Here is a 21973-nt window from a genome sequence, read left to right as displayed (position 1 = left end):
GCACAGACCATTTGGGTAGCTAAGTGGGTAGCTAGACGCAAAAATCAGCAAAACTCAGACAAAAACATCAATAAATTCAACGCGCTAGAAAACTCATGAAACTCTCCACCTGGAACGTCAACTCCCTCGCCGTGCGCCTGCCCCAGTTGCTGGACTGGCTGGCCGCCAACCCGGTGGACGTGATCGTGCTGCAGGAGACCAAGCTCACGGACGACAAGTTCCCGCACGCCGGACTGCTGCAGGCCGGCTACCACGCGCACTGGTTCGGCCAGCGCACCTACAACGGCGTGGCCGTGCTCAGCCGCGTAGAAACCACCGACGTGGTGCGCAACATCCCCGGCTTCGAGGACGAGCAGGCCCGCGTGATCGCCGCCACCGTGCCCCACCCCAAGCTGGGCCACATCCGCGTGATCAACGGCTACTTCCCCAACGGCCAGGCGCCCGACAGCGACAAGTTCGTCTACAAGATGCGCTGGCTCGACGCCCTTCGCGAATGGGTGCGCCAGGAACTGGTGGCCCACCCCAACCTGGTCCTCATGGGCGACTACAACATCGCGCCCACCGATGCCGACGTGCACGACCCCGTCGCCTGGGCCGGCCAGATCCATTGCACCCCCGAGGAGCGCGACCACTTCCAGCGCCTGCTGGGCCTGGGCCTTTCCGACAGCTTCCGCATGTTCGAGCAGGCCCCGCGCCTGTGGAGCTGGTGGGATTACCGCAACCTGGCCTTCCGCAAGAACCAGGGCTTGCGCATCGACCACATCCTGGTGAGCGATGCGCTCAAGCCGCACGTCAGCGCCTGCGCCATCGACAAGCTGCCGCGCAAGAACGAGCGCCCCAGCGACCACGCGCCGGTCGTGACATCGCTCACGGTGGCCTAAAACCCCACGGCTTGATGCCTGATTCCGCCTGCGGTTAGCATGACCCACATGAACACCGCGTTCCAAGCACTCAACACCGCGCAGACCGTCCAAGGTCTTTGGTGGCGCCGCCATGTCCCGGCGGCCTCGCGTGCCTGAAGAACCTCACAGCGTTCGTTCACCACACCAGCCGCCTATCCAGGCGGCTTTTTCATGCGTGCGCTCCTGCGATGGGCAGCTTCCCAGAGAAGTCCCAACGATCCATCCCTCAGGAGCCCGACATGACCTTCACCCCCACCGCCCCCATCGTCGCCCAATGCGAAAGCCTGGATGAGGTGCGCATTCGCATCGACCAGGCCGACTGCCAGCTCGTGGCCCTGCTGGCCGAGCGTGCGCAATACATTCAGCAGGCGGCCCGCTTCAAGCGCGACGCACAAGAAGTGCAGGCCCCTCAGCGCGTGCAGCAGGTGATTGAACGCGCCCTGGCCCAGGCCCGCGACGTGGGTGCGCCCACCGCCGTGGTGGAGGCCACCTACCGCGCCATGATCGCTGCCTTCATCGAGGATGAGCACCAGCACTTCGAACAGATGGCAGCACACGCTTGAGGCCAGGCACCCTGATGACAGCGCATCCTCAGCGCACGTTCCAGGCCGTCTGCCCCAACTGCTCATCCATGAAGTCCAGGAAGCACGCAATGCGCAACGACACCTGCGCACTGCGGTAGTACACCGCGTGGATGGGCTGCAGCACCTGCACGGTGTGCTTGGGCAACACCTGGACCAGGTCGCCACGCCTGCGATCTTCCAGCGTCATGAAGTCGGACAGGCACACGATGCCCTCGCCGCGCAAGGCCAGCCAGCGCAGCGTCTCGCCGCTGGAGGCCTTCATCGTCGGGGTGATGTGCAGGCGGTCGCCATGATCGCCCGCCAGCGGCCAGTGGTTGAGTGATTCGCGCTGCGAGAAGCCCAGCAACACGTGCTTGCGCAGATCGGCCACGCTGCGCGGTCGGCCATGCGATTTCAGATACGCCGGGCTGGCCAGCACCTTCAGCGCGCTGCCGCCCAGGGCTTTGGCGCGCAAGGTCGAAACACGCAACGGCCCGATGCGCACCGCCACGTCGGTGTCCTCTTCCAACAGGTCGATCACCAAGTCGTCTGTGTTGAGTTCCAGGTCGATCTGCGGATAGCGCTGGCGGAACTCGGCCACCAACGGTGCCATCACGTGCAGGATGAAGGGCGCGGCGGCGTTCACGCGCAGACGCCCGGCCGGTTGCAGCCGGCGTGACAGCAACTGATCCTCGGCCTCGTCCACCGCCGTCAGGATGTTGCGCGCATGCGCCAGGAAGGCGTGGCCTTCGTCCGTCAGCGTCAGGCGGCGCGTGGTGCGCGTCAGCAAGGTGGTGTCCAGCTTGTCTTCCAGCCGGCGCAGGGCCCGGCTGATGCCCGACACCGTCTGGCGCAACTGCTCGGCAGCCGCCGTGATGGAGCCGGTGTCCACCACCGTGCGAAACACCAGCAGCTCTTCCAACGTGGTTTTCACCCGGTCACCTTGGCCATTGTTGATTTCATGTCAACAATATTTTGCCCATACAGGGCTTTTTCAGCAAACGGCATCAAGCCACACTCCACCCATCCTCACAGGAGTGCACCATGCCCATTGCCCTGCTCGCGCTGACGCTCAGCGCATTCGCCATCGGAACGACCGAGTTCGTCATCGTTGGCCTGATCCCCACCGTGGCCGCTGACCTCGGCATCACCCTGCCCTCGGCCGGCCTGCTGGTCAGCCTGTACGCCTTGGGCGTGGCCGTGGGCGCCCCCGTGCTCACAGCCCTCACCGGCAAAGCGCCCCGCAAGGCACTGCTGCTGGGCCTGATGGCCCTGTTCACAGCCGGCAACCTGCTGGCCTGGCATGCGCCCGACCATACCTCGCTGATCATGGCGCGCATCCTCACGGGCTTGGCGCACGGCGTGTTCTTCTCGATCGGGTCCACCATCGCCACCAGCCTGGTGCCCAAGGAGAAAGCCGCCAGCGCCATCGCCATCATGTTCACCGGCCTCACGGTCGCCCTGGTCACCGGTGTGCCGCTCGGCACCTTCATCGGTCAGCACTTCGGCTGGCGCGCCACCTTCCTGGCCGTGGCGGGCCTGGGTGCGATCGCCTTCATCGGCAGCCTGCTCTTCATCCCCCGCAACATCGCGCGCCAGGCCCCGGCCTCGCTGGCCCAGCAGGCCCGGGTGCTGGCCGAGCCGCGCCTGCTGCTGGTCTACGCCAAGACAGCCATCGGCTACGGCGGCTCTTTCATCCCCTTCACCTTCCTGGCGCCCATCCTGCAGCAGGAGGCCGGCTTCGGCCCCAGCGCCGTGGCCTGGGTGATGCTGGTCTACGGGGTGTCCGTGGCCGCCGGCAACCTGTGGGGCGGCCGCCTGGCCGATCGCCACGGCCCGATCCCTGCGCTCAAGCTGATCTTCGCGCTGCTGGCCCTGGTGCTGCTGGTGTTCACCTTCACTGCACACAACCCATGGCTGGCCGTGGCCACCGTCCTGGCTTGGGGCGCCGTCGCATTCGGTAACGTGCCAGCCCTGCAGGTCTATGTGGTGCGCCAGGCCGAGCGTTATACGCCCGATGCGGTCGATGTGGCCTCTGGCCTGAACATCGCGGCCTTCAACCTGGGTATTGCCGGTGCGGCCTGGGCCGGCGGCCTGATCGTGACATCCTTCGGGCTGATGCACACGCCCTGGATCGGCGCCCTCGTGGTGCTGGTGGCCCTGGCCTTGACCTACCTCAGCGGCCTGCTCGATCAAGGGAACTCCCAGCCCGCCCCTGCCCTCCACCCGGAACTCTCCACCAACGAAAGACCTTGCGCATGAACAAGCAGATTCCCGCCTTCGGCCTGGGCACCTTCCGCCTCAAGGATCAGGTCGTCATCGATTCGGTCAGCAACGCACTCGATCTGGGCTACCGTGTCATCGACACGGCCCAGATCTACGGCAACGAGGCCGAGGTCGGTAAGGCCATCGAGGACAGCGCCGTCTCGCGCGATGACCTCTTCATCACCACCAAGATCTGGATCGACAACTTCAGCCGCGACAAGCTGCTGCCCAGCCTGCAGGAAAGCCTGGACAAGCTGCGCACCGAGCACGTCGACCTGACCCTGATCCACTGGCCCTCACCCAACAATGCCGTGCCTCTGGCCGAAACCCTGGCCGCGCTGGCCGATGCGCAATCGCGTGGCCTGACCAAGCTGATCGGCATCTCCAACTTCACGGTCGACCTGATGAAACAGTCAGTCGACATCCTGGGCAAGGGCAACATCGCCACCAACCAGGTCGAGCTGTCACCGCACGTCCAGAACCGCAAGGTGGTGGATTTCGCGCACAGCCAGGGCATCCACATCACGTCCTACATGACGCTGGGCGTGGGCAAGGTGCTGGAGGATCCGGTGATCCAGGAGATCGCCTCCAGCCACCAAGCCACGCCTGCCCAGGTGGCCCTGGCCTGGGCGATGCAACTGGGTTATGCGGTCATCCCCTCATCCACCAAGCGTGCCAACCTGGAAAGCAACCTCAAGGCGCAGCAACTCACCTTGAGCGATGACGACATGGCGCGCATCGCGGTGCTGGAGCGCAATGGCCGGCTGGTGAACCCCGAAGGCCTCGCGCCCCAATGGGATTGACGGCTGGCTTGACGGGGTAGCTTAGCCCGCCGGCAGCAGCTTCCTGAGCGGTGCTGGCAGGCCCACCGAATCCAGCTCGCTCACGGGCACCCAGCGGCCCACACCGTGCGCATCGGCACCGACCGCCTCGCCCGCCAGATGCCGCAGATCGGCAGCACGCGGGCGGGTCGCCAGCAGCGATCGGCGTGGATGCAGATGCCAGTCCATATGGGTCAGCACATGCTTGATCGCTGGCTGGATCTCGGGCGTCTGCGCGCCCAGCTTCAGCACAGCCTCGTCCATCAAGGCTTCGGAATCGAACAGCGGCAGCGTCCAGAGCCCGCCCCACACGCCCGTGGCGGGCCTTTGCACCAGCCACACCTGCTCATCGTGCTCCAGCCACAGCCACCAGCTTTCGCGGCTGGAGCGCTTGAGCTTGCGCGTCTTGACCGGGAAAGCCTCGGGCTGCCCCTCGCGCCGTGCGATGCAGATGTCCGACCACGGGCAGGTCAGGCAGGCCGGCTTTCGCTGCGTGCACAAGGTGGCGCCCAGGTCCATCACGCCCTGCGTGTAGGCCGGCATGTCCTTGGCCTTTTCGGGCAGCACAGCTTCGGCCGCCAACCACAGGGCACGTTCGTTGGCCGACACGGACAGATCCTCGCCCCAGCCTAGCACCCGGGTCAGCACACGCTTGACGTTGCCATCCAGGATGGCGGTGCGCTCGTGGAAGCAGAAGCCCGCGATGGCGGCAGCGGTCGAGCGGCCAATGCCGGGCAAGGTCATCAGCGCCTCGGCAGTCTGCGGGAAGCTGCCGCCGTGATGAGCCACCACGGCCTGCGCGCAGCGGTGCAGGTTGCGCGCACGGCTGTAGTAGCCCAAGCCGGCCCACAGCGTGAGTACCTCGTCCAGCGAGGCAGCGGCCAGCGCGGCCACGTCCGGAAAGGCTTTCAGGAAACGGTCGTAGTAGCCCAGCACCGTGCTCACCTGCGTCTGCTGCAGCATGATCTCCGACAGCCACACGCGGTAAGGGTCGCGCGTGTTCTGCCATGGCAGGTGATGGCGCCCCTGCTGGCGTTGCCAGGCCACCAGACGATCGGCCAGCATGGGCGACGACGAACGGGCTGCCTGCAGCAGCCTTTGCTGGGCGAGGGATGTCATGCGGATTCGGAGGCGCTGCCAGCGGGCAAGGCGCGGAAGGTCATCAGGTGGCGGGCCGTGTCGTCCAGCGGGATGTCGACGGTGTCGGTGCCCGACGCATCATCGAGCGGCATGGCCGCGGTGGATGCTTCGAACGCTGCCAATGCACCGTCAGGATCCATCGGATCGCTCGTGGCCTGGACCACCAACTCATCGATCAGCACACCCAAGCGCGTCTGCAGCTGCAGCACGCGCTCGTCCTGTGCCTGCACTTCCTGCAGGCGAATGTCCAGCTCGTTGGAAGCGGTCTGGATGCGATCCAGCGATTCGTAGCGGCGCTTGAAGTTGCGGCGACGCTCACGCAGCTGGCTGTCCACCTGTGCCGAGGCCGTCTTGTTCCACAGCTCGATGTCGTTGCTCACCGTCTCGAACACCACGCGCAGGCGCGAGATCAGCATGCGGCGGAACTGCTCCTGGAAGCCCGGTTGCGCCAGACGGAAGGCCTGGCTCAGGCCCAGGTACTGCACGTAGTTGCGCTCGATCAGGTCCAGGTCTTCGCGGTAGCGGCGCACGTCCACCGGCTGCTCGGCCGACAGGCCGAAGCCGAACTCGGCGTTGAGCTTGCCGAACGAAGCCACCAGCATTGCATGGATTTCGTCGCTGCGCTGCTGGGCCTGCTCGATCAGGCCACGCAGGCGCGCGCACAGCTCGATGAAGGCCTTCTTGGCGCCCAGCGGCAACCACGAGCCGCCCAGCACCTGCTGCAGCACATCGACCTCCTGGCGCAGGCGCTCGGCCGACAGGTCATACAGCGATTCCTTGAGCATGCGCGCATGCACGCTGCGCATGGCCGCCAGGCGGGCCGTGCACTGCTCAAACTCGGTGGCCTCGGCCTGCACACGCTGCAGCATCAACTGCACCTTGCCGCCACTCTTGCCGCGCAGGCCACGCAGTTCGAGCATCTGCTCGGCATGGTGGCGACGCAGCTCGCCGAAGCGGCGCGTCAGTTGCTGCTGCAGGCCACGGGCACCATCCACAGCGCCCTGGGCCAGGGTTTCACGCCGCTTGGGCAGCAGGCCTTCGGACAAGGCCAACTCGAAGTCTTCCAGGCGGCTGGCCGCCAGCCCGGCTTCGTCATGCCCCAGGCGCGCGGCCAGGGCCTGGCGCGCCGAGATCGGGAACACGTGCTCGGTCGGGATCTCCAGCGTCTGCGCCACGCTCTCGCACTGGCGCACGATGGTGGCCTGCACCTGCTCGGGCGTGCTGAGCGGATCGGCCAGCGTGTCGATCTTGTTGAGCGCCACATAGCGAGCCAGCGCCGGGCCGCACAGATGGTCGCGCCAGATGCTCAGGTCAGAGCGGGTCACGCCCGTGTCCGCGCCCAGGATGAACACGGTGGCATGCGCCTGTGGCAGCAGGCCCAGCGTCAGTTCGGGCTCGGTGCCGATGGCGTTCAGGCCCGGCGTGTCCAGCACCACCAGCCCGCGCTTGAGCAATGGGTGCGGCAGGTTGATGCGCGCATGGCGCCAAACCGGGATCTCTACCTGACCATCAGCGGACAGCGGCGGGTTGTCGTCGGTGCGCTCGTCATCCCAGAAGCCCAGATCACGGGCCTGGTCCTGCGTGACCAGACGGGTGCGCATGACCTCGCCCAGCGCCTGGGCCATGCCATCGGGGTTGGTCAGGTCCAGCTCGATGTGCGACCAGGCTGCGGGTGTGCGGCGGTATTCCACCAGCGAGGTCGGCTCCAGCCGTGTCTCGATCGGGAGCAGCGACAGGCCGACAGGGTCCTCCGCGTCATAGCCCAGCTCCACCGGGCACATCGTGGTGCGCCCGGCCGAGGCCGGCATCATGCGGCGGCCCTTGTCGGAGAAGAAGATCGCGTTGATCAGCTCGGACTTGCCGCGCGAGAACTCGGCCACGAAGGCCACCATGAGCTTCTCGCCCGACAGGCGGTAGCGCATGGCCTCGAACCACTCGGACATGCCCTCGTCCAGCAGATCGTGCTCGCGCACGAACTTCGCCAGCGAGGCCAGGCGGGTGTCTGTGGCGACGCGCCAGTGGCCCAGGGCGTCGAGATGGCTGGCAAAAGTCGGCTTCATCGTAGGGGCATCCTAGCGCATCCGTTTCAAACGCAGGCAAGCAAAAACCAGGGCACCCTGCGCCGAAAAGGCCACAAAAGTCGCATTTTCACCGCAACCTGGCACGCTAAAGGCGCACAAAGTCGCACACAAACAGTTGCACAAACGGAAAACTCAAGGCTTCTGGCAACGCACGCAGAAATAGGTGGAACGCTGCCCCTGCACCAGGCGGCGCACCGGGGTAAGGCATGTCAAACAGGGCTGGCCCGCACGGTCATACACCCGGGTGGCCAGTTGGAAATGGCCCGCATTGCCATGCGTGTCCTTGAAATCCTTGAGCGATGAGCCACCAGCTTCCACTGCCTCGTGCAGCACCTCGCGCACCGCAGCTACCAGCTTCTCGCAGCGCACCATGCCCACCCGCTGGGCCGGCGTGGCCGGATGGATACCTGCCCGGAACAACGCCTCGCTGGCGTAGATGTTGCCCACGCCCACCACGATGTCGCCCGCCAGCAACGCCTGTTTGATGGATACGCGCCGCCCCGCCACGCCCTGACGCAGGTGCTGCGCTGTCCACTCCGGCGAAAACGGCTCCACACCCAGCCCCTGCAACAGACGCCCGACCAGACCATGCCCTGGGGCCTCGCCCCACACGACCGCACCGAAACGGCGGGGGTCATGCAGGCGCAGACAACCCTGGCTGGTCCACAGGTCAAAGTGATCATGCGCCCCAGCGGGCCCGGGATCGATCGAGAAGGACAAGGAGCCCGACATGCCCAGGTGCAGCAGCAGGCCACCACCCGGCTCCAGTGGCATCCACAGGTACTTGCCCCGACGGTGCACGGTACCCACGGTCTTGCCCACCAGGGTGGATTCCGCCTGCCCCAAGGGCCAGCGCAAAGGCTTGCCCAGGCGCACCTCGCGCACCGATGCACCTTCGATGCGGTCGGCAAAGCTGCGGCGGGTGACTTCGACTTCTGGCAGTTCTGGCATAGCGGACTGAAGATGGGGAACCAGCCCCCGAAAACAAGACTCCAACGGCCCCGAACGGCATCATCGCCCAATAAGCGGGTCGGTTGATTTGCCACCACAGAGCTTCATGGCCCGCCCTCGTGCCTAGAATGCACTTCAACGATGGAGTGTTCATGCACCTGCGCCCTTTCGCTGCCCCTAAAACTGCCGCCCTTTCCCGTCCGATCTCCCACAGCCGTTCAGCCACCTTCGTGCTGGCCGCCACCCTGGGAGCCCTGCTGAGCTGCTGGCAGACAGCAGCCCATGCCGCACCTGTCACGGAGCCGCCGCCAGCCGTCGATGCCGCCAAGCCCGAAGCCAAGGCGCCCGACCGCGGCCCCTTGGTGCGCAACTCGCCCATGGACGCCAACCTGTTCTACCAACTTCTTATTGGTGAGATCCAGGCGCGCGATGGCGATTTCGGCACCTCCTACCAGCTCTACTTCGAAGCGGCCAAGCGGCTCAAGAGCGGCCAGCTCTACCAACGTGCCGTGGACGTCGCCCTGCAGGCACGTGCTGGCGAGCAGGCCCTACTGGCCGCTCAGGCCTGGCGACAAGCCCTGCCGCAAGACCGCGAAGCCTCCGAGTACACCGCCCAGATCCTGATGGCCCTGAGCCGCACCACCGATCTGGCCAGCCCACTTGAAAGCCTGATCCGGCTCACCCCTGAAGCGCAGCGCCCGCAGGTGATCGCGTCCCTGCCGCGCTCGCTGAGCCGCATGAGCGACCGCAAGGCCGCCGCCCAGGTGGTGGAGCAGGCCACCGCACCGTGGCGTGAACCCCTGCCCGGCATGGCCGAGGCCTGGGCCGCGAGCAGCGAAGCCTGGCTCTCAGCCGGCGACCAGGCCAAGGCCGCCGAAGCGCTGGACAAGGCCCGCGCCGCCAACCCCAAGCTTCTGGCCGTGGCACTGCTCGCGCTGGACCTGATGGGCAAGAAGCCCGAACTCGAGTCCATCGTCACCACACAGCTCAAGGAGCAGCCCACCGTGGTGCTGCGCCTGGCCTACGCGCGCAAACTGGCCACCACCCAGCGCCTGAATGAAGCCGGCGAACAGCTCGATGCCATCGTGGCCGAGCAACCCGACAACGCCGGTGCCTGGATCACGCTGGCCGCCGTCCGCCTCGAGCTCAAGCAACTCGATCAGGCCGAGCAAGCCGCCAGCCGTTTCCTCGCCTTGCAGGAAACGGCCAACAAGCCGCCCTCCGTCACCGCCGCCCTGGCCGAGGCCACCCACAGCGGGCTCGAGCCCGAGGCCGGCTACCTGATGATGGCGCAGATCGCCGAAAACCGAGGTCGCATAGTCCTGGCCGACGACTGGCTCAAGAAGGCCGACCCGGCCGGTACCAAGCTCCGCATCCAGGCCGCCCGCGCCCGGATGATGGCCAACAACGGCAAGGTGGCCCAGGGCCGTGCCTTGATCCGCGCCATCCCTGAAACAGAACCGCGCGACGCACTCACCAAGATCGCCGCCGAATCGCAGCTGCTGCGCGATGTCGGCCAGGACGAAGAGGCCTACAAGCTCCTGGACGTGGCCACACAGCGCTACCCCAACGAGCCCGACATCCTCTACGACCAGGCCATGCTCGGCGAAAAGCTCAAGCGTTATGACGATGCCGAAAAGCTGCTGCGCCGCGTCATCGAGCTCAAGCCCGATCACTCGCATGCCTACAACGCCCTGGGCTACAGCCTGGCTGATCGCGGCATCCGCCTGGACGAGGCGCGCACCCTGATCACCAAGGCCCTCGAACTGCGCCCTGGCGATCCCTACATCACCGACAGCCTGGGCTGGCTGGAGTTCCGCGCGGGCCACCCGCAGGAGGCCGTGAAGTGGCTGCGCCAAGCCTACGTCACCAAGTCGGACACCGAGATCGCCGCCCACCTGGGCGAAGTGCTCTGGACCTTGGGTGAGCAGGATGAAGCCCTGCGCATCTGGCGCGAAGGTATCGCCCAGGATCCGCGCAACGAAACCCTGCGCGAAACGCTCAAGCGCCTGAAGGCGCCCCTGTGATGCGCCTTGCAGGTCCGGGGGCTTGGTTGGTGGCGACCTGTTTGCTGGCTGGATGCGCAAGCACGCCGCCTGTCACACAAGGTACGCCAGCCACCACTGGCGCACAGCCACCTGCCACCGCCACGCCGCCCCGCCAGTACCATGGCCCCTGGGATGGCCGCATGAGCCTCAAGCTCGCGGCCTTCGACCAGGAGGCAGCCAAAGGTGTGCAGATGACCTTCAGCCTCGACGGCACGCCCGCCAAGGGCACCCTCGACCTGTCGACCCCCTTGGGCACACGCATGGCCTCCGTCCAGTGGCGCGAGCGCATGGCCGTGCTGCGCACCTCGGAAGGCGAACAGCCTTTCGACTCGCTCGATGCCCTCACGCGCCACGTGCTGGGCGAGCCACTGCCCATCCCTGCCTTGATGGCTTGGCTCGAAGGCGCCCCCGCGCCCGGCCAGCCGTGGGAAGGCCAGACGCCCGGCAACCAGGAGCAGTTCACCCAGGCCGGCTGGCAGGTCGATCTGCGCGCGCGCGACAGCGGCTACATCGATGCCCAGCGCGCGCCCACAGCCACGCAGCGTGGCATCACACTGCGGGTGCGCATCGACCATTGAGGTCTTCGCCTGCGCACCCTGCCCCTCGTACCGAAAGCCTCCCCCATGCCCGCCCTGAGCGACCTGCGCGCCCCGGCCAAGCTCAACCTGTTCCTGCACGTCACGGGCCGCCGCCCGGACGGCTATCACCTGCTGCAATCGGCCTTCGTGCTGATCGACTGGGCCGACACGCTGCACATCGACACGCGCACCGACGGCCAGTTGCACAGGCATGACCTGGGCCCCGCGCTGCCCGCTGATGACCTGTGTCTCAAGGCCGCCCGTCTGCTGCAGCAGGAAAGCGGCTGCGCACTTGGCGCCGACATACACATCGACAAGCAGGTGCCCTGGGGTGCCGGCATGGGCGGCGGCAGCTCCGATGCGGCCACCGTGCTGCTCGCGCTCAATCAACTGTGGGGGCTGCACCGGTCGGGCGAGCAGCTCGAAGCCCTGGCCCTGCGCCTGGGCGCCGATGTGCCCTTCTTCATCCGCGGCCAACACGCCTGGGTTGAAGGCATCGGCGAGCAGATCACACCGATCACATTGCCTGCCGACACACTGGCCACACCGCTGGCCGTGCTCAAGCCGCCCGTGGCGGTGCCCACAGTGGCGATTTTCAACAACACCTGCCTGAAGCGCGACACCCCCCATGCTATAGTCGCAGACTTTCTTGCAGCGCCCAAGCGCTTCGGACACAACGATTTGCAAGGGCCCGCAACGGCCTACAGCGATCAGGTGGTCCAGGCGCTTGAGATCATGCAAGACCGCTTCGGCAACAGCCGGATGACGGGATCAGGCAGCGCAGTGTTTTCCTGGGTCGAACCAGGGCTCATAGAAGAACACACCAGCGCCAGCGACGCGGTCTCATCGTTCAGCCCAACCGATGTCGGTCTGGCAGATCCCGCATGGGCCGGTCGACTCTGTCGCCTGCTGCCAGGTCAGTGAAAAAATTTCGCGACGAAATTTTCACAACACCTGCAGCAAACGACAAAAAACCGGCATATAATGTGAGGCTCACGCAGAGATCCGGCGAAACACTAGTTTCGGCTCCGGTCTGGCAACAGATCGAAGCCTGTGTAGGGGAGTCGCCAAGTTGGTTAAGGCATCGGATTTTGATTCCGACATGCGAAGGTTCGAATCCTTCTTCCCCTGCCACACTGCACACCGGATCGTTGCTGACAAGTCGTTCCCCTGATTCAAGAAACACGCTGTGCCGCCCTTTGATCGCATCGATCATCCACTGGGCGGCATTGGTTTTTTCTGAGTTTGCCCCATGCTCTCTGATACCGTCGTGTTCACCGGCAATGCCAACCCGGCATTGGCCCAGGAAATCGTCTCCCACCTCGGTCTGGAGCTCGGCAAAGCCGCTGTCGGCCGTTTCTCAGATGGTGAAACCACCGTCGAGATCCAGCAGAACGTGCGGGGCCGCGAGGTCTTCGTGGTGCAGTCCACCTGCGCCCCGACGAATGACAACCTGATGGAACTGCTGGTCATGGTCGATGCGCTCAAGCGCGCCTCTGCCCAGCGCATCACGGCCGTCATCCCCTACTTCGGCTACGCCCGCCAGGACCGCCGCCCCCGCTCCACCCGCGTGCCCATCTCGGCGCGCATCGTGGCCGACCTGCTGGAAACCGTCGGCGTCGAGCGCGTGCTCACGATGGACCTGCACGCCGACCAGATCCAGGGCTTCTTCCGCATCCCGGTGGACAACATCTACGCCTCGCCGGTGCTGCTGTCCGACCTGCAGTCCAAGCGCTACGAAGACTTGGTGGTCGTGTCGCCCGACGTCGGCGGCGTGGTGCGCGCCCGTGCGCTGGCCAAGCAACTGGGCTGTGATCTGGCCATCATCGACAAGCGTCGCCCCAAGGCCAACGTGTCCGAAGTGATGCACGTGATCGGCGAGATCGACGGCCGCAACTGCGTGATCATGGACGACATGATCGACACCGCCGGTACGCTGGTCAAAGCCGCCGAGGTACTGAAAGAGCGTGGCGCCAAGAACGTCTATGCCTACTGCACGCACGCCGTGTTCTCGGGCCCGGCCATCGAGCGCATCAAGGCTTCGCACCTCGACGAGGTCGTGATCACCAACACCATCCCGCTGAACGATTCGGCCAAGGACACGACCAAGATCCGTCAGTTGTCCACGGCCTTCCTGTTCGCGGAGACCATCCGCCGCATCACCGACGGCGATTCGGTCACCTCCCTTTTCTCGGAGCAGAACAACAACTTCTGATCCGTGTCGTCGGCCCGGTCGTCATACACCGGGCCTTTTCACAGGCGCCTGGTCGCGGGCGCCTCACTTCAATTGGAGTCATCCATGAAATTCACCGCTTTCGAGCGCAGCCTGCAGGGGACCGGAGCGAGCCGCCGCCTGCGCATTGCCGGCAAGGTGCCCGGTATCGTTTACGGCGCTGGCGTCCAGCCCCTGAACATCGAAGTCGACCACAACGCGCTGTACCACGCCATGCGCAAGGAAACCTTCCACTCGTCCATCCTCGAGATGGACCTGAACGGCAAGGTTGAAAAGGTCCTGCTGCGCGACTACCAAGTGCACCCCTTCAAGAAGCAAGTGCTGCACGTCGACTTCCAACGCATCGACGCCACCACCCGCATCCACAAGAAGGTGCCCCTGCACTTCGTGAACGAAGCAGAGTCGCCGGCCGTCAAGCTGGACAAGTGCCTGATCAACCACGCCGTCACCGAACTCGAGATCGAGTGCCTGGCCGAGAAGCTGCCTGAGTTCCTGACGATCGACCTGGGCCATGTGGTCAAGGGTCAATCCATCCACGTGGACGATCTGAAACTGGACGCCGGCGTGAAGGTGCTGACACACGGTCGCAAGAACCCGATCATCGCTTCGGTGGTCGAGCCTGTGGCCGAAGAAATCGTCGCCCCCGTGGCCGCTGCCGAACCCGCCAAGGGCAAGAAGGGCAAGAAGTAATTCTTCGCCTGCCTCACGGCCCCCCGAAAGCCCCGCCCTGGCGGGGCTTTTTCTTGCCTGCACGTGCGACACTTCGGCCTGATTTCATCCCGACACCATGATTCGACTCTTTGTGGGCCTGGGCAACCCGGGCACCGAATACGACGACACGCGGCACAACGCGGGCTTCTGGTACATCGACCAACTGGCGCGCCGGCTCGATGTGCGCCTGTCGATGGACCGCGCCTACCATGGCTTCATGGCGCGGGCCAATACCCCGCAAGGCCCGGTGTGGCTGCTGCAACCGCAGACCTACATGAACCTGTCAGGCAAGTCGGTCGCAGCACTGGCGCGCTTCTTCAAGATCGCTCCCAACGAGATCCTGGTGGCGCACGACGAGCTCGACATGCTGCCCGGGCAGGTCAAGCTCAAGCAAGGCGGCGGGCACGCCGGCCACAACGGCCTACGCGACACGCATGCCCAACTGGGCTCACCCGACTACTGGCGCCTGCGCCTGGGCATCGGCCACCCTGGCGTGAAGGCCGAAGTGGCAGCCTATGTGCTGCGCAAGCCGCCGTCGAGCGAGCGTGAGTTGATCGAACAATGCATCGACAAGGCCCTGCAAGCCACGGACGCGCTGCTGGCGGGCGACATGGCCAAGGCCACCACCACCATCCACGCCGGCGCACAACGCCCCAAGCCGCCCAAACTCCCACGGCCAGCGGAGACACAGGCTGCGCCCACCACAGAGGTGGCGGGAAAATCAAGCACCCCCAAAGAGGGATAGGCGACCAGCAGGAACGCTCCGACACTGGTGCGACAAAACACCAGGGATCGTTCCACCATGAACCGAGACACCGCCCGCTCCATCCTCGCGGCCGCGGCACTCATGACCGTGCAAGCCCTGATGCTGGCCGCCTTGGCTGCCAGCACCGCCCACGCACGCACGGTCTACCGCTGCCCTTCCACGTCTGCGGGTGAATCCATTACCTACCAGTCGGCGCCTTGCCATGAGGGCGCCGGACAGGCCTTGCAGGCTGCTGACCACCGAACACCGGCACAACAGGCGCAGGCCCAGGCCAACCACGATCGACAGACGGCCTGGCTGGCGCATCAGGACACCAGCGCATCAACCGGCAAGGCGCGCACCGCAAGCACCAAGAAGCGCAAAACGCGCCGCTCATCAACGCAGGCTGCACGTGCTGCAACGGCTCCAGCTGCCCCCAAAGCCGTGCCGCTGACCAGCCATCGCATCGGGCAACGCCCTTTCGAGCACCTGGGCCAGCAAGTGAGCACGCCAGACAGGGCCTTGCACAAACCCAACAAGCGAAAACAGGCGCACACGACGGAACTCACCGCCAAGGCACCACGGCAGGCAGGCCCTCAGGCGCACGAGCGCGTCAAGCCTGCTCAGTGAGCTTGTTGGGCTTGACCTGGGCCTGGGCGTCGGCCTGTAGGCGGTGGTACTTGTCCATCAGTTGCACCTCGGTTTCGGGGAGCGCCTCGTCCTTGGGGATGCACTCCACCGGGCACACCTGCACGCACTGCGGCTCGTCGAAATGGCCGACGCACTCCGTGCACCGGGCAGGGTCGATCACATAGATGTCAGGCCCCATGGAGATCGCCTGATTGGGACATTCGGGCTCGCAGACGTCGCAGTTGATGCACTCGTCCGTGATCTTCAGTGCCATGGCAGCAGCCCTCTCAAGCCTTGCTCGCAGCCACGCGGGCCTTCAAGCGCGCCAGCACCGACGGTGCCACGAACTTGGAGACATCGCCGCCCAGCATCGCGATCTCGCGCACGAAGGTGCCCGACACGAACTGGTACTGGTCCGACGGCGTCAGGAACACGGTTTCCACCTCGGGCATCAACTGGCGGTTCATGCCGGCCATCTGGAACTCGTACTCGAAGTCACTGACGGCACGCAGGCCGCGCACCACCACCTTGCCCTCATGCCCGACCACGAAATCGCGCAGCAGACCTTCGAAGGCGATGACCTCCACATTGGCGTGCTCGGCGGCCAGTTCCTTGGCCATGTCCAGGCGCTCATCCAGCGAGAACATGGTCTTCTTGTGGTGCCCCGCCGCCACAGCCAGGATCAGGCGATCAAACAGCCGGCTGGCACGGGCCATCAGGTCGGCATGCCCCAGGGTCATGGGGTCGAAGGTACCGGGGTAGACAGCAATCGTGGTGGACTTCAACGTCACAGGCAAAACTCCAACGCCCCGGCCGCGAACCGCAGGCTTGATGAAACGGACACCAGTGTAGGCTCAGCCGCCCTGCGCAGGGGCGTTCGGCGGGCTGCCCCCACGCTCGATCAGGTGATAGTGCACTGCACCGGCCTTGCCTTGACGATGCACGCGCAAACCAGGCGGCAGGGTCAGCACAGATGCATTGCCCGCGCCTGAATCCGGGCTGGCACAGGGCAAGGGGGCTTCAAGGTAGATCCAGCCGCCGGGTGACACGCAGCCCGTGGCGGCCAACAGGGCCTCGTCGAACAGGTTGGCCTCGAAGGGAGGGTCGAGCAGCACCAGGTCGAAAGCACCGGGCTGCCGAAGCGCCTGCTGCTTCATCCAGGCCAGGGCATCGGCTGCCACCACGCTCACGCCCTGGGCCCCCAGCTTGCGTACATTGGCCTCGATGCCGCGTGCCAGCACCGGCTCACGCTCCAGCATGGCCACACTCTCGGCACCACGGGAGGCGGCCTCCAGGCCCAGCGCGCCGCTGCCGGCAAAGGCATCCAGCACGCGCCAGCCTGCCAGATCCTGCCCCAGCCAGTTGAAAAGGGTTTCGCGCACACGGCTCGAGGTCGGGCGCAAACCGGGCCAGGTGGGCACGCTCAAGGGACTGCGCTTGAAGCGCCCACCGATGATGCGGACCTCCTGGGGCGCCTGGCGCGCCACCCGTTCGGCTTCGCGCGCGGATCGGGGCGTTGATTCAGTCCGGGGGCGTTGCGTGGCCATGGAACGTGGGGGGCGGGCAAGAATTTGGCCTGCGCGGCGTCCCTCTGAGGGGGCTTCGCACGGGCCACCAATTGTAGGCGCCCACAGCGATGCAGGCCGCCCCGCCTACAATCTCGGCATGTTCAGTTTCATCAAGAAAAAGCTGGGCTGGGGCCAGAGCGAGCCCTCGCCGGAGGTTCAGGACACCGCGCCGACACCTTCCGCCCAGCCGTCCACACCTGCCGCAGCGCCCGCCCCCTCTGTGGCCGCCGGCCCGCCTGCCGCCGCCTCAACGCGCCCGGCACAGCCTCCGTCTACCCCCGCAGTGGCGCCTGCACCGGCCCCCGTGCCGGTTGTGCAAATCGCACCTGCGGACAACACGCCAGCCACCACCGACATCGTCGTGGCCCAGCCTCAGGCCAAGCCCGAGCGTCGCTCGTGGATGGACAGGCTGCGCACCGGCCTGCGCAAGACCGGCTCATCGATCGCCCAGGTCTTCACGGGTACGCGCATCGATGATGCCCTGTACGAAGAACTCGAGGCCGCCCTGCTGATGGCCGATGCCGGCGTGGCCGCCACGCAGCACCTGCTCGATGACCTCAAGCGCCGCGTGAAGGAGCACAAGGCCGACACACCCGAAGCGGTGAAGGCCTTGCTGATCGATGCGATCACCGACCTGCTGGCCCCGCTGGAGAAGTCACTGGTGGTGGGCCTGCACACGCCCACGGTAATGATGGTCGCCGGCGTCAACGGTGCGGGCAAGACCACCTCCATCGGCAAGCTCACGCGCTATCTGTCCGACCACGGCCAACAGGTGCTGCTGGCCGCGGCCGACACCTTCCGGGCCGCCGCGCGCGAGCAACTCGCGGTGTGGGCAGACCGCACCCGCGTTCAGATCGTGAGCCAGGAAGGCGGCGACCCCGCGGCCGTGACCTTCGATGCCGTTCAGGCTGGCCGTTCGCGCGGCTGCGATGTGGTCATCGCCGACACCGCAGGTCGCCTGGCCACGCAATTGCACCTGATGGAAGAGCTCAAGAAAATCCATCGCGTCATCAGCAAGGCCATGGACGGCGCGCCGCACGAAGTGCTGCTGGTGGTGGATGGCAACACGGGGCAGAACGCTTTGGCTCAGGTCAAAGCCTTCGATGAGACCCTGGGCCTCACCGGGCTGATCGTGACCAAGCTGGACGGCACGGCCAAGGGCGGCGTGCTGGCCGCCATCGCCTTGTGGTCACGGCAGCGTGGCACACCGGTGCCGGTCTACTTCATCGGGGTGGGCGAAAGCCTGGAAGATCTGCAGACCTTCAGCGCCCGCGAGTTCGCACGCGCGTTGCTGGAGTAACGCAACGATCAGTACAACGCTCAGCGCGGCCCCAAGGGCGCCGCGCCAGAGTGACCTGATTCGAACCAGGTAGACACCGGCCTGGGGCCTTCGCTGTCAGCCCCCAGATCGACATCCACCTCCACCCCTTCATGGACGGCCATGCCTTCCAAAGAGGCACCAGAGCCCGGTGGCGGCACCTTGGCACGTACAGCGGTATCCACCAGGGTGGCGCCGGATTTGGTCATGAAGACCATCGGGCCGCCCAGCACGGTTTCGCGCGCCACGGCCGGCCCAGGCAAGGCGCCTTCCAGCCAGACGTGAACGGGAATGCCCGCGGCCTCGAGCACGCGGTCCATGCGGGCCTGGCGGCGCTGCGCACGCTCCTTGTCACGGGCGATCGGGTTGCGCACCTCGACCACGGCGACCACCTGCGAAGTGGCGTCGCACACCACGATGTCGGCACACAGGCCACCCACACGGCGCATCCACTCCGCGTAGGAGTTGCGCGTAGGCACCTTGATGAAGCGGGCCAGGGGCACCTGGGCCAGCACGATGTGCTCGGGCAAGGCCCGGCGCAGGGTCTGGTAGGCCTCGCGCTCCGGGCCGGTCAGCATCCTGGTGGCCGTAGGCTCCCAGGATGCCACGGTGTCCAGCTCTTCAGCCTGCGCTTGCCGTCCGCCACGCCCTGCCCCACCAGCGCCACCTTGGCGGCGACGCCAGATCAGCAGCCCCCCGGCCACCAGCACGAGGAGCACCACCAACAGAACAAGGGCCAGGGTCGGGTTCACGGTCAACGAGGTTCAGCAAGCGAAAAAAGCAGCCTAACAGCACGTCGCCATGCTGGCAATCAACGCATCCCCGGTAGGCCTTTCATGCCGCCCATGCGCTTCATCATCTTCATCAGGCCGCCACCCTTCATTTTTTTCATCATGGTCTGCATCTGCTCGAACTGGTTGAGCAGACGGTTGACCTCCTGCACCTGCACACCGGCACCAGCGGCGATGCGGCGCTTGCGGCTGGCCTTGATCAGTTCGGGCTTGCGACGCTCCAACTGCGTCATCGAATTGATGATGCCTTCCATGCGGCGCACGTCGCGCTCGGCCTTGTCCATGTCGGCCTGACCAGCCTTGGCCGCCATCTCGGCAGGCAGCTTGTCCATCAGCGACGACAAGCCCCCCATCTTCTTCATCTGGGAGATCTGCGACAGGAAGTCGTTGAGGTCGAAGCTGGCGCCGGACTTTACTTTTTCGGCCAGCTTCTGCGCGGCCTCCATGTCGACGCCCTTCTGCACCTCCTCGACCAGCGCGACGATGTCGCCCATGCCCAGCACGCGGCCGGCATGGCGTTCCGCATCGAAGACCTCCAGACCGTCGATCTTCTCGGAAACACCGGCGAACTTGATCGGGGCGCCCGCCACCTGGCGCACGGACAGGGCCGCACCACCGCGCGAATCACCATCCGTCTTGGTCAGCACGACACCGGTCAGCGGCAGGGCCTCCTTGAAGGCACGCGCCGTGTTCACGGCATCCTGGCCCTGCATGGCATCGACCACGAACAGGGTTTCGACCGGGTTGATCACGGCGTGCAGGTCCTTGATCTCGGCCATCAAGGCTTCGTCGATGGCCAGGCGACCGGCGGTGTCCACCAGCAGCACATCGAAGTAATGGCGGCGGGCGTGATCCAGCGCGGCCAGGGCGATGTCGCGCGGCTTCTGGTCGGGGCTGGAGGGGAACCACTCGGCACCGGCCTGCTTGGTCACTGTCTTGAGCTGCTCGATGGCGGCCGGGCGGTAGACGTCGGCGGAGACCGTGAGCACCTTCTTCTTGCGCTTTTCGATCAGGTGCTTGGCCAGCTTGGCGGTGGTGGTGGTCTTGCCCGAGCCCTGCAGGCCGGACATCAGGATCACCGCAGGGGGCTGAACGGCCAGGTTCAGGTCGGCCACGCCCTCGCCCATGGTGGCGGCCAGCTCCTTGTGAACGATGCTGACCAGCACCTGGCCCGGGGTCAGCGAGGCCACGACCTCCTGGCCCAGGGCCTTGTCTTTCACGCGGGCGATGAAGTCGCGCACCACTGGCAGGGCCACGTCGGCCTCCAGCAGCGCCATGCGCACTTCTCGCAGCATGTCCTGCACATTGGATTCGCTGATGCGGGCCTGCCCGCGCATGGTCTTGACCAGGCGACTGAGACGATCGGTAAGGGTGGATGCCATGGCGTGTTGTCAAACTTGGGGCCCGGCGCCGCGAACTTCGCGCGCCAACGACCGTACACTCTGAGGATGATTTTATCGCCCAGCCTGCTGCCCCTTGCATCCACCGTGCTGGCGGCAGGCGCTTATGGCCTGGCCGCAGCGTGGCCGGCACGCCCGGCACCAGAATCCGAGGCCAGTGACAAGCACCGCCCGGACCAGGCCTGGTGGCTGCTGGCCTTCGGCTGGCTGGCGCATGCCGTGGCCATCATTTCAGAGGCATTTGACTGGAGCGCGCCCGTGCTGGTGGCCCGCTTCGGGTTCGCACCAGCATTGTCGGTGACTCTGTGGCTGGTGCTGGCCATTTACGCCTGGGAACGCCTGCAACTCGATTCACCGACGATCCGCCGCAGCCTGGCCGTGCTGGCGGCCATTGCCGTGACGCTGGCGTTTCTCTACCCGGGGCAGGAGCACCCTTCCATCGAACATGGGCTGGCGCCGCTGCACTGGGTGCTGGGCATCGCCTCGTACGGGCTGTTCGGCGCCGCGCTGCTCCACGCCATGATGTGGCGCCTGGCCGAACGCCGCCTGAGAGACAAGACCCTCGGTACGGTGCGCAAGGCCCCGGGCATCCCCTTGCTCAAGCTCGAATCACTCACGCTGCGCTTCGTGCTGGCCGGTTTCGTGGTGCTCACGTTGACGCTGATCCTGGGTTCGCTCTTCGCCAACCCCTGGCGCTGGGATCACAAGACACTGTTCTCCATCATGTCGTGGTCGGTGTTCGCCGTGCTGCTGGCGGGCAGGCACTGGCTGGGCTGGCGCGGCAAGACCGCCATCGGCTGGCTGTATGCCGGCTCAGCCTTGCTGCTGCTGGCCTATGTGGGCTCCCGTTTCGTGCTGGAAGTGTTGCTGCACCGCCAGCCGCCCACCGGCCTCTGACACCCCGGCCGCTGCTGTATTGCCAAGATGACCAAGTTCCTGCTGCTCGCGCTGTTGATCTTCGCGGTGCTCTGGGGCCCGCTGTCGCGGCTGCGAGGTTCAAAGAACAAGGCGCCCGAGGCGAAGCCGCCCACGCCGTCGCAGACACCCCGCCCTGCGGCCCAACAGGATGACGCGCAGGCTCAGGACATCGTCCCCTGTGCCCACTGCGGCGTGCACCTGCCTCGCAACGACGCCCTGGCCGGGCCGGAACATGGGCGCGGCCAGCTTTTCTGCAGCGCCGAACATCGGCGCCTGGGGCCCCGCTCCGATGCGGCCCGATAGCCACGCC

General features: G+C 65.9%; 23 protein-coding genes and 1 tRNA gene. 15 read left to right on the top strand and 9 right to left on the bottom strand.

All coding sequences use genetic code 11. The annotated features are described in order from the left end of the window. The first annotated feature begins 95 nt into the window (after nt 1–95). Complete coding sequence (xth, locus tag WAQ08_RS04000) at nt 96–881, top strand: exodeoxyribonuclease III (protein WP_422189338.1); 786 nt, start codon at nt 96–98, stop codon at nt 879–881. A 260-nt stretch (nt 882–1141) separates the two neighbouring features. Next, on the top strand, nt 1142–1465 hold the full coding sequence (locus WAQ08_RS03995; RefSeq protein ID WP_422189337.1) for a chorismate mutase: 324 nt from the start codon (nt 1142–1144) through the stop codon (nt 1463–1465). A gap of 28 nt (nt 1466–1493) precedes the next feature. On the opposite strand, the gene WAQ08_RS03990 is transcribed toward WAQ08_RS03995, so the two are convergent. Then, nucleotides 1494–2399 (bottom strand): LysR substrate-binding domain-containing protein, encoded by a 906-nt coding sequence (locus WAQ08_RS03990; protein ID WP_422189336.1) that lies wholly within the window; start codon nt 2397–2399, stop codon nt 1494–1496. Nucleotides 2400–2509: 110 nt separating this feature from the next. Between WAQ08_RS03990 and WAQ08_RS03985 the strand changes: the two genes are divergently transcribed. Further along, a complete protein-coding gene (locus tag WAQ08_RS03985; protein ID WP_422189335.1) occupies nt 2510–3727 on the top strand; it encodes an MFS transporter in 1218 nt (405 codons plus the stop codon). After that, nucleotides 3724–4533 (top strand): 2,5-didehydrogluconate reductase DkgB, encoded by an 810-nt coding sequence (gene dkgB / locus WAQ08_RS03980; protein ID WP_422189334.1) that lies wholly within the window; start codon nt 3724–3726, stop codon nt 4531–4533. The genes WAQ08_RS03985 and dkgB overlap by 4 nt, the downstream gene beginning before the upstream one ends. Before the next feature lie 21 nt (nt 4534–4554). On the opposite strand, the gene mutY is transcribed toward dkgB, so the two are convergent. From mutY to mutM, 3 genes are all read right to left on the bottom strand, one after another. Next, nucleotides 4555–5670, bottom strand: coding sequence for an A/G-specific adenine glycosylase (gene mutY, locus WAQ08_RS03975; protein ID WP_422189333.1), 1116 nt, complete (start codon nt 5668–5670; stop codon nt 4555–4557). Then, nucleotides 5667–7751 (bottom strand): dynamin family protein, encoded by a 2085-nt coding sequence (locus WAQ08_RS03970; RefSeq protein WP_422189332.1) that lies wholly within the window; start codon nt 7749–7751, stop codon nt 5667–5669. Before WAQ08_RS03970 ends, mutY begins: the two co-directional genes overlap by 4 nt. A gap of 153 nt (nt 7752–7904) precedes the next feature. Further along, nucleotides 7905–8723, bottom strand: coding sequence for a bifunctional DNA-formamidopyrimidine glycosylase/DNA-(apurinic or apyrimidinic site) lyase (gene mutM / locus WAQ08_RS03965; protein ID WP_422189331.1), 819 nt, complete (start codon nt 8721–8723; stop codon nt 7905–7907). A 152-nt stretch (nt 8724–8875) separates the two neighbouring features. On the opposite strand from mutM, the gene WAQ08_RS03960 reads away from it, so the two are divergent. The 8 genes from WAQ08_RS03960 (at nt 8876) to WAQ08_RS03925 (ending at nt 15668) form a co-directional block, all read left to right on the top strand. Further along, nucleotides 8876–10750, top strand: a complete 1875-nt coding sequence (locus tag WAQ08_RS03960) for a tetratricopeptide repeat protein (RefSeq protein WP_422189330.1) — start codon at nt 8876–8878, stop codon at nt 10748–10750. Nucleotides 10751–10911: 161 nt separating this feature from the next. Continuing rightward, nucleotides 10912–11349, top strand: a complete 438-nt coding sequence (locus tag WAQ08_RS03955) for an outer membrane lipoprotein LolB (protein ID WP_422189329.1) — start codon at nt 10912–10914, stop codon at nt 11347–11349. A gap of 45 nt (nt 11350–11394) precedes the next feature. Beyond that, the gene (gene ispE / locus WAQ08_RS03950) at nt 11395–12273 is read left to right on the top strand and encodes a 4-(cytidine 5'-diphospho)-2-C-methyl-D-erythritol kinase (RefSeq protein WP_422189328.1); all 879 of its coding nucleotides are present in this window, start codon (nt 11395–11397) and stop codon (nt 12271–12273) included. Nucleotides 12274–12406: 133 nt separating this feature from the next. Continuing rightward, a tRNA-Gln gene (locus WAQ08_RS03945) sits at nt 12407–12483 on the top strand. Nucleotides 12484–12601: 118 nt separating this feature from the next. Then, a complete protein-coding gene (locus tag WAQ08_RS03940; protein WP_422189327.1) occupies nt 12602–13564 on the top strand; it encodes a ribose-phosphate pyrophosphokinase in 963 nt (320 codons plus the stop codon). Nucleotides 13565–13648: 84 nt separating this feature from the next. Continuing rightward, the gene (locus WAQ08_RS03935) at nt 13649–14272 is read left to right on the top strand and encodes a 50S ribosomal protein L25/general stress protein Ctc (protein ID WP_422189326.1); all 624 of its coding nucleotides are present in this window, start codon (nt 13649–13651) and stop codon (nt 14270–14272) included. Nucleotides 14273–14369: 97 nt separating this feature from the next. Next, nucleotides 14370–15038 (top strand): aminoacyl-tRNA hydrolase, encoded by a 669-nt coding sequence (gene pth, locus WAQ08_RS03930; protein ID WP_422189325.1) that lies wholly within the window; start codon nt 14370–14372, stop codon nt 15036–15038. A 57-nt stretch (nt 15039–15095) separates the two neighbouring features. Continuing rightward, nucleotides 15096–15668, top strand: coding sequence for a hypothetical protein (locus WAQ08_RS03925; protein WP_422189324.1), 573 nt, complete (start codon nt 15096–15098; stop codon nt 15666–15668). Here WAQ08_RS03925 and WAQ08_RS03920 read toward each other — a convergent pair. From WAQ08_RS03920 to rsmD, 3 genes are all read right to left on the bottom strand, one after another. After that, a complete protein-coding gene (locus WAQ08_RS03920; RefSeq protein WP_422189323.1) occupies nt 15652–15942 on the bottom strand; it encodes a YfhL family 4Fe-4S dicluster ferredoxin in 291 nt (96 codons plus the stop codon). The two genes, WAQ08_RS03925 and WAQ08_RS03920, sit on opposite strands and share 17 nt — an antisense overlap. Before the next feature lie 13 nt (nt 15943–15955). Then, nucleotides 15956–16453 carry a pantetheine-phosphate adenylyltransferase gene (gene coaD / locus WAQ08_RS03915; protein WP_422189346.1) on the bottom strand — a complete coding sequence of 166 codons (498 nt, stop codon included), beginning with the start codon at nt 16451–16453 and terminating at the stop codon, nt 15956–15958. A gap of 69 nt (nt 16454–16522) precedes the next feature. Beyond that, a complete protein-coding gene (rsmD, locus tag WAQ08_RS03910; RefSeq protein WP_422189322.1) occupies nt 16523–17215 on the bottom strand; it encodes a 16S rRNA (guanine(966)-N(2))-methyltransferase RsmD in 693 nt (230 codons plus the stop codon). A 118-nt stretch (nt 17216–17333) separates the two neighbouring features. Between rsmD and ftsY the strand changes: the two genes are divergently transcribed. Continuing rightward, complete coding sequence (ftsY, locus tag WAQ08_RS03905) at nt 17334–18536, top strand: signal recognition particle-docking protein FtsY (protein WP_422189321.1); 1203 nt, start codon at nt 17334–17336, stop codon at nt 18534–18536. 20 nt (nt 18537–18556) lie between these two features. Here the strand turns inward: ftsY and WAQ08_RS03900 are convergent, their stop codons facing one another. After that, nucleotides 18557–19306, bottom strand: coding sequence for a DUF2726 domain-containing protein (locus tag WAQ08_RS03900; protein WP_422189320.1), 750 nt, complete (start codon nt 19304–19306; stop codon nt 18557–18559). Nucleotides 19307–19365: 59 nt separating this feature from the next. Continuing rightward, nucleotides 19366–20727 (bottom strand): signal recognition particle protein, encoded by a 1362-nt coding sequence (gene ffh, locus WAQ08_RS03895; RefSeq protein WP_422189319.1) that lies wholly within the window; start codon nt 20725–20727, stop codon nt 19366–19368. 66 nt (nt 20728–20793) lie between these two features. Between ffh and WAQ08_RS03890 the strand changes: the two genes are divergently transcribed. Then, nucleotides 20794–21642 carry a cytochrome C assembly family protein gene (locus WAQ08_RS03890; protein WP_422189318.1) on the top strand — a complete coding sequence of 283 codons (849 nt, stop codon included), beginning with the start codon at nt 20794–20796 and terminating at the stop codon, nt 21640–21642. 27 nt (nt 21643–21669) lie between these two features. After that, entirely contained in the window at nt 21670–21966 is a 297-nt protein-coding gene (locus WAQ08_RS03885) for a PP0621 family protein (RefSeq protein ID WP_422189317.1), read from the top strand. The last annotated feature ends 7 nt before the right edge of the window (nt 21967–21973 follow it).

Source organism: Aquabacterium sp. (assembly GCF_049274795.1).
Lineage (GTDB): Bacteria > Pseudomonadota > Gammaproteobacteria > Burkholderiales > Burkholderiaceae_C > Aquabacterium.
This window is presented reverse-complemented; position numbering and strand designations above follow the sequence as displayed.